Below are 6234 nucleotides of genomic sequence, written 5' to 3'. Positions count from 1 at the left end.
CAACGAGCTTCGCTACTCGGAGAGTTGCGCGATGGCCGCCTCATGGCCAGGGGCTATACGAAGATCGCTGCTACACCACTCGGCGGGACACCATCCAGGGGTGCCCCGCCGCACGAGCCGGCGAAGTAGGAACCGGACCAGAAGTGTCCGCCCCGCAGATACCGGCGGACATGGCTGTCGTACTCCTGCCGGAGCCGCTGGGAGCCCGGGAGCTGACGCCCTTGAGGGCGTTGAAGTCGTCAAGCTCCTCGGCCGGAACCCAGAGCTCGAGGATCGTCTGCCCGCCCGCCTGCTGGATGGGATACCGGCTCTAGAACTCCGACTCGACCTCAAAACGGGTGACGAAGCCGGCGCCATTGTGCTTCACGTTCCAGTCCCGCGCGATCCTGATCGCGTAGCCTCGTTGAGGACCGGGTAGAAGATCGGCTGCTCGGGCAGCCGGGGCGGCCACGCACGGCAGTTCAGCTCCCGAACCAGATCCAGCTTTTTGGGGCCCGTGGGGCGCCACAGGGTCGTCGTTGCTTGCTTGCTGGCTGGTCATGAGCATCGCTCTCTGAAACGTAGCCGCTGGTACGGCGGGTTGGAGACCGGACGGTACCCCTGCCCCCAGAAGTGACCACAGCTACAAACTCAGTAGCGGGGCCTGGCGCTGGGCAGGACTGTCGCACACGGATAGGACGGACGCCGACAATGCGACCCGGCTACGACCGTAACGATCTACGGCCGGAGTAGCAGGCTCGCCGAGCGGTAGGCGGAAGGCGGCTTCTCAGCTCAGCGACGCTGGAAGCCTCACGGTGCTTGAATGAGCATGGTCGTGCCCCTTGATCAACAGAGCAGGTGAGATAATGACAAGCGCATCAGCCGGTATCGGATGGCTGCCTGAATACTTTCCGCAGGGCTTCTCAGCGACCTTCGTTCGGGGTTTGGATCCGAGGGAATTGCTACTTCGGATGCGATGCTCCGAAGAAAGTCTCGAGCAGCTTTCGCGTGAAGAAGCTGAGGAAATCGACATGGATGAGGACGTGCGCGTTCTCCGTTCCGGATTCTGCGATGGATGGGCGTATGCGTTGCAGAGTTGGGATGCTCACATCCTTGGGGAGGAAGGTGAGATCATGAGCGATGTCTCGGAAAAGACCGACGCGGTAGTGCTTGCCAGCACTGCATCCCTACCCTGGTTCGCCTACTGCAAGAATGGGGAGATCGTCTGCAGCTTCGACCCGGGGACGCCGGGGGGGAGGCACGGATCCGACCCTGACCGCTTCCTGCGGCAGATGGAGCTCGTGGGTATCGTCCCCGACGCCCCTCCTCCTGCGCAGGGACCGGTAGCTGCCATGCTCGACATGGCCGAGACGGAGTTCCGCCTCAACTTGCCAATTCGCGAAGCAATTCATGGCGAGTTGTTGGCTGGCAGGGTAGAAGAAGGCGTCTGATCGCGATAGCGGGGGCGGGCTTGTGCTCGCCCCCGCGTTCACCATTTCTGCGTCAGCCAGGAAGCTCACACATGGTTTGGTTGCAGTTCTCGAACCCAGGGGTTCCAACGAAGTAGCTGTCTGCGTCGTGCAGTCTCATCGCAGTGGTGAACCGGCCGAGCTGACCGCCAGCGCCCGTGTTCTGGCTAAGTGGAATGGAGCCGCGTCCACACGGCTCCTTCCACGTAGGCAGACCGCCAGCGGTGACGTCATACTTCAACTTCCAGCGACCGCTCTCCTTCGCAGCGTAGAACTGGGCGCACTTGTCACCTGTGACGGTTTGCCCCCCGCTCTGCCGAGACTTGGCGAACGGGTACTCGTCGCACGATGGCGGATCCGGCGTGTTCGTTGGGTGGCCCACCCAAGAGGAAGGGCACATCTTCGCTCGATTGCCGTCAGCAATGGACTGATCAGCTTGCCGGGTCAAGGGATGGTTTGGCGCCTTCCCCGGATGACTTTCCAGCTTCTCCATGAGCACCCAGTACAGGGCCGCTGCTGCAGGGTACTTCTTGGTGTTGATCTCCAGAGTCGGTGTGTAGCTCGGGAAGACGCACCCCGGCTTGGTCTCGGGCACTTCCTCCTTACCCATAATCACATCACAGCGGATGTCGAGACTCTCGTCGGACCAGGTCGTGGTGGCGCCGCCTTCGGGTGAAATACCCGTAAGGATGGAGGCGAGGGAGATGCGCCCGACTCCGCTTGTGCCGGTCCACCAGTGCCCTCGGCCGGCCGTGACCGAGTGGGTGTCCCCCGGAATCCATGTTGGAGTTCCGAACCACTGCGTAGTGCCGGAGCTGCAGGGACCTGAGCAGTCAGTCCGCCACTCGAGGCGCAGCGACTTAAGCGCAGCGTCGATCTTGATGGGGGTGAGGGTGATGCGTTCGTCGATGCTCGATTCGGTCTTGTACAGCTGGATCTGCTGGTCGACGTTAAACTTGGCCTCCATCCTCGTGTTGTTCTTGATGACCACGAACGTCAACGGAGTGGAGCTCTTGAGGCACGCCGTGTAGCGGTTGTACGCGGTTCCTGTGATAGGGCAGCTGCCCCAAGATGGTTCACCAGCCGCGGCCTGCAGTGGTGCAGCGCCTCGCGCCTTCTGCTCCCTGGCTACCAATGCACCCGGAGTTGCAAAGTTCATCGGCGGGGTGGGGATGGGAAGCATGGCCTGGTCGGCATAGTCGACATCGGGTGCGTTGGGGTCTGGATCCGGGAAGGAGATGTCGGGAATTTCCGTATAGTCGCCGGGCACGAATGCGATCGCGTCCCAGGCGATGTCCTTGTCCCCGGAGCCGCCGCTATTGAAGTTCGACAGGCTCACCTCCGGATACATGCCTGCGAAGACGTATGCCCCGAGATCCACCCACTTGTTGGACTCGTTGTCGGTCTGCGAAATCGTCCGCTTCGCCGTGCCGTTGGCGTGCTTGATCTCGTAGATGGCCTCACTGGTCTGCGCGCCATGATCCGGGATGTGCGCGTAGACCTTGGCTTGCCCGCTGTACTTACTGATCTTCTGCCCGAGCTTCCACGTGCCGGTGACCTTCATCCGGTTCGCGTTGCTCGGGTATGACTCGGGCTGGCGGGTGTGGGTGAACCAGAAGTGGTTCTGGTAGGCGGCACCGATCTGGTGGGTGTCCATCTTCCCCGGATAGGTGCCGTTCCACTCCACGAAGTGGAACTTGAACGTGCCGTCCGACTTCACCGGCCCGCAGCTTCTCGCGTTCGATCCGGCCGGGGTCACCCCGTTCGGAACATCATCGATGATCAGCGCGTTCGCGGGGAGGCCGCTGGAGCAGCGGGGCGGGTAGGAGTTCGCGTCCGGCTGCTCCGGATAGGAGGTATTGAAGCGGTGGACCTGGTAGCCGCACTCGGCACCCTCGTCGCAGCTCTTCCACTCCACCGCTTTGTTCCACCAGCAGTGCAGCCAGTGCGGGTTGGTGTCCTTGTTTCCTGCATCCAGGGTGCAGGCGCCCTGGCCGGGGTCGTTGGAGTCGTTGTCGGCGATCTTGCCCGGGTCGCAGGAGTTGGAGGAGTCGCAGAACAGGTCGACTGGCGGCTTCGCGGTAGCCCGGTATATGACGCTGTTCCACCACGCCGGCCGGTATCCGGCCTGCATGTCGCCGGGGGCGAACATGGCCGAGATCGGGCGAGCGGCCCAGCCGATCACCTTCTCCTGGTACGGCCAATGCTGCGGCTGCGCCGCGTGGCTGTAGTCGTCCCTCGAAGCGTCCAGGGCGTGTTGCAGGAACGGGACCCGGTTCGCCTTCCACAGCGGGTTGGCGGGGTTGTTGGTCCATCCCACGCCCGAGTGGCCGGCGGAGTCGGCTGTCGGGTAGAAGCCGGAGTTGTAGGCCCACAGGGCGAAGAACCAGTTCTCGATCCACTTCGGGTGACCGTTGTTCACGGTCATTCCGGCCTGGTAGGTCTCGTTCCACTTCTTCGACAGGATCTGCGCACCGGCCGCGATGTTCGCGGTGTAGTCCAGCGCCACAGCCTCCTGAGCCAGTGGGCTCAGCGTGGACTGGTTGTGGCCCGGCAGACGCATGCCGTCGGTGACCTGGGTGATGCCGTAACCGCAGTCGGAGTCTTCCCAGTTGATCTTCCACGGGTCGAGCTGCTCCCCGTCGGGGGCGTAGTCGACGCCGTAGTAGTTGCCGATCAGACTGTTCGCGGTCACACCCGGCACGGCGAAGCGGGTGGCCTGCCACATGTTGGATTCCTGGGCGGTGACGCCGAGGAGGATCTGGGAGGGGATGTGCCAGCGGTCGTTGGTGCCGTCCTCGGTATCCAGAGCCCCGTTGGGGTCGCCCTTGAGGAGAATCGGCGGGAAGAGGCCCTGCGGCTGGTAGCCGCCGGTCCCGGTGTTCTTCCAGTTCGGCTCGCGGTAGAAGTCGAGCTTGCCGACGACGGCCTGGTCCACGGCCCACTCGACCTGACGCGGGGTGGGCTGGAACGCCTGCTTCCGCACGTCGTTGCGAAGGACGGAGCAGGTCCGCTCGGACTCGTCCTCGGTCGGGACGTCCGGGGGGCCGGTGATGAGGCGGGTCTGCATCGTCTGCGCCGACATGCCGCCGCCGCTGTCGGCGCCAGCAGCCTTCGCGGGCTTCGCAGTCTTCTTGGGTTTGGGAAGGGCCGGAGAGACCGCCTTGCCCTGGACCTCGGCCCTTTTCCCGCCGACCCGGTTCTTCCCCGGGCGGGCGTCGAGCGTGACCGTCTTCTTGATGCCCAGGAGCTGGAGCGTGGTGCGCACGGTCCGCTCGGTCAGCGCCTCCTCCGGTCGGATACGGGTGTCCTTGCCGTCCGCCCAGGCGGTAGTGACGGCCGCGCGACCGTGGCTGGAGATGAGCGCGCCCTTGGCGACGCCACCAGGGTTCTTCACCGTCCTGGGCAGCTTGCCCTTGGTGGCGGCCTTGCCGGTGACGAACACAGTGCCCTGGCCGGTGGAGGCCAGGTCCCAGTCGGTCAGCGCACCGGAGGCAACTGTGGTGGGCTTCGCGCCCTTGGCGCGGAACTGACCGGCCACGAGGTGCTGCGCGAAGCTGGTGGACTTCTTCTTGCTGTTCTTCGACTCGGTGCGGTCGATGAACGTCAGACCGCCGTCACTGTCGACGGTGAACTGGAACGGCACCTGCCGGGTGCGGGTGATCTCGGTCAGCTTGCCTTTCGCCCCGGCCTTGACGACCCGGTTGCCGTGAGCGGCGACGATGCCGTCCTTCATCGGGACGGCGGAGGTTACCTGTCCGGGGTAGGCGAGCGGAGCACTGGCCCTGCCTGTGGCGGCGTCGACGGTGACCAGGCGGGTCTGCTGCTTGTCGTCGCCCTCGTAGGAGAGCTGGGTGAACACGGCCTGCTCACCCGAGCCGCAGCCGGGGTTGAAGTAGGCCAGCGACGCTTGGAAGGGAAACTTGGTGACCTTGCCGGTCGTCAGGTCCACCACCGCAGCGAACGCGCCCCGGGCCATCAGCTCGGGCTTGTTGGTGAACGTACGCGGCGCGTACGCCACGGCGGCCCGTTCACCGGAGGCGGTCAGGCACGCCTGGCCGATCCAGGTGTCGGTGTCGAAGCCGGGCTCTGACAGGGTTGCTGCGGTCTTCCAGGCGTAGCCGTTGTTCTCGTCGGCGACGAGGAGATGGAAGCCGGTGCCGTCACCGGAGGTAGTGAATGCGATGTCAACGGACTGCTTGTAGTGGGAGCCCAGCAGGTCAGCCCGGTCCTTGGAGGCGACGGCTTCCGGCTTGTCGACGTCCACGGTCTTCTGGGCCTGGTACTGGGCAGCGTGTTTCGGGGGCTGCGGTTCGGATGCTTGCGCGGGCATGGCCAGGGGTATCGCCAGTGCTGTCGCCATGGCGACAACAACCGGCATCCGCAGCTGTCTTATCAGTATCTTCACACTCTTCCTCAGGTTGAATGAACGATCCGCTCAGGTCTGGTTGCTGACCGCACGGATCTCTACCGCCGGATCTTCTCGGCGGAGACTGTGGCGCCCTGGAGTCTGATCTCGGTGAACAGGGTCGCGTCGGCGCCCAGGGAACTGCCGCTGTCGGCCGTCCAGCGCGATGCGCGGTTCGTCGCGGATGTCGCGCTGACGGCTTCATGAGCGAGGCCGTGTGCCCAGTAAGGTTGCGTTCCTCCGGCTGCAGCCCGGCAACACCTCTTCCAGCAAACACGCAGAATGAACCGCCCCGTGTCAGGTAGAGACTCGATTCCGTGAAAGGATTGAGTCATGGCACGACCCTCCCGTTACCCGCTTGAGTTGCGCCGTCGCGCG

General features: G+C 64.2%; 2 protein-coding genes and 2 pseudogenes. 1 reads left to right on the top strand and 3 read right to left on the bottom strand.

The window, feature by feature from the left end; all coding sequences use genetic code 11:
* Positions 1–53 precede the first annotated feature (53 nt).
* Both ACZ4SA_RS36520 and ACZ4SA_RS36515 read right to left on the bottom strand, forming a co-directional pair.
* Positions 54–203, bottom strand: a pseudogene (locus ACZ4SA_RS36520) (transposase); the annotation flags it as partial.
* A 23-nt stretch (positions 204–226) separates the two neighbouring features.
* Positions 227–510: pseudogene (locus ACZ4SA_RS36515) on the bottom strand (hypothetical protein); the annotation flags it as partial.
* 335 nt (positions 511–845) lie between these two features.
* Here ACZ4SA_RS36515 and ACZ4SA_RS36510 point away from each other — a divergent pair.
* On the top strand, positions 846–1430 hold the full coding sequence (locus ACZ4SA_RS36510; RefSeq protein WP_468283036.1) for a DUF6461 domain-containing protein: 585 nt from the start codon (positions 846–848) through the stop codon (positions 1428–1430).
* 52 nt (positions 1431–1482) lie between these two features.
* On the opposite strand, the gene ACZ4SA_RS36505 is transcribed toward ACZ4SA_RS36510, so the two are convergent.
* Complete coding sequence (locus tag ACZ4SA_RS36505; protein WP_468283039.1) at positions 1483–5829, bottom strand: golvesin C-terminal-like domain-containing protein; 4347 nt, start codon at positions 5827–5829, stop codon at positions 1483–1485.
* Positions 5830–6234 lie beyond the last annotated feature (405 nt).

Source organism: Streptomyces sp. NPDC027962, from assembly GCF_055566095.1.
This window is presented reverse-complemented; position numbering and strand designations above follow the sequence as displayed.

Bases quoted from the DNA above. Each gene is read 5' to 3' on its own strand.
- ACZ4SA_RS36510 (WP_468283036.1), top strand. From the start codon at position 846: ATGACAAGCGCATCAGCCGGTATCGGATGGCTGCCTGAATACTTTCCG.
- ACZ4SA_RS36505 (WP_468283039.1), bottom strand. From the start codon at position 5,829: ATGCCGGTTGTTGTCGCCATGGCGACAGCACTGGCGATACCCCTGGCC.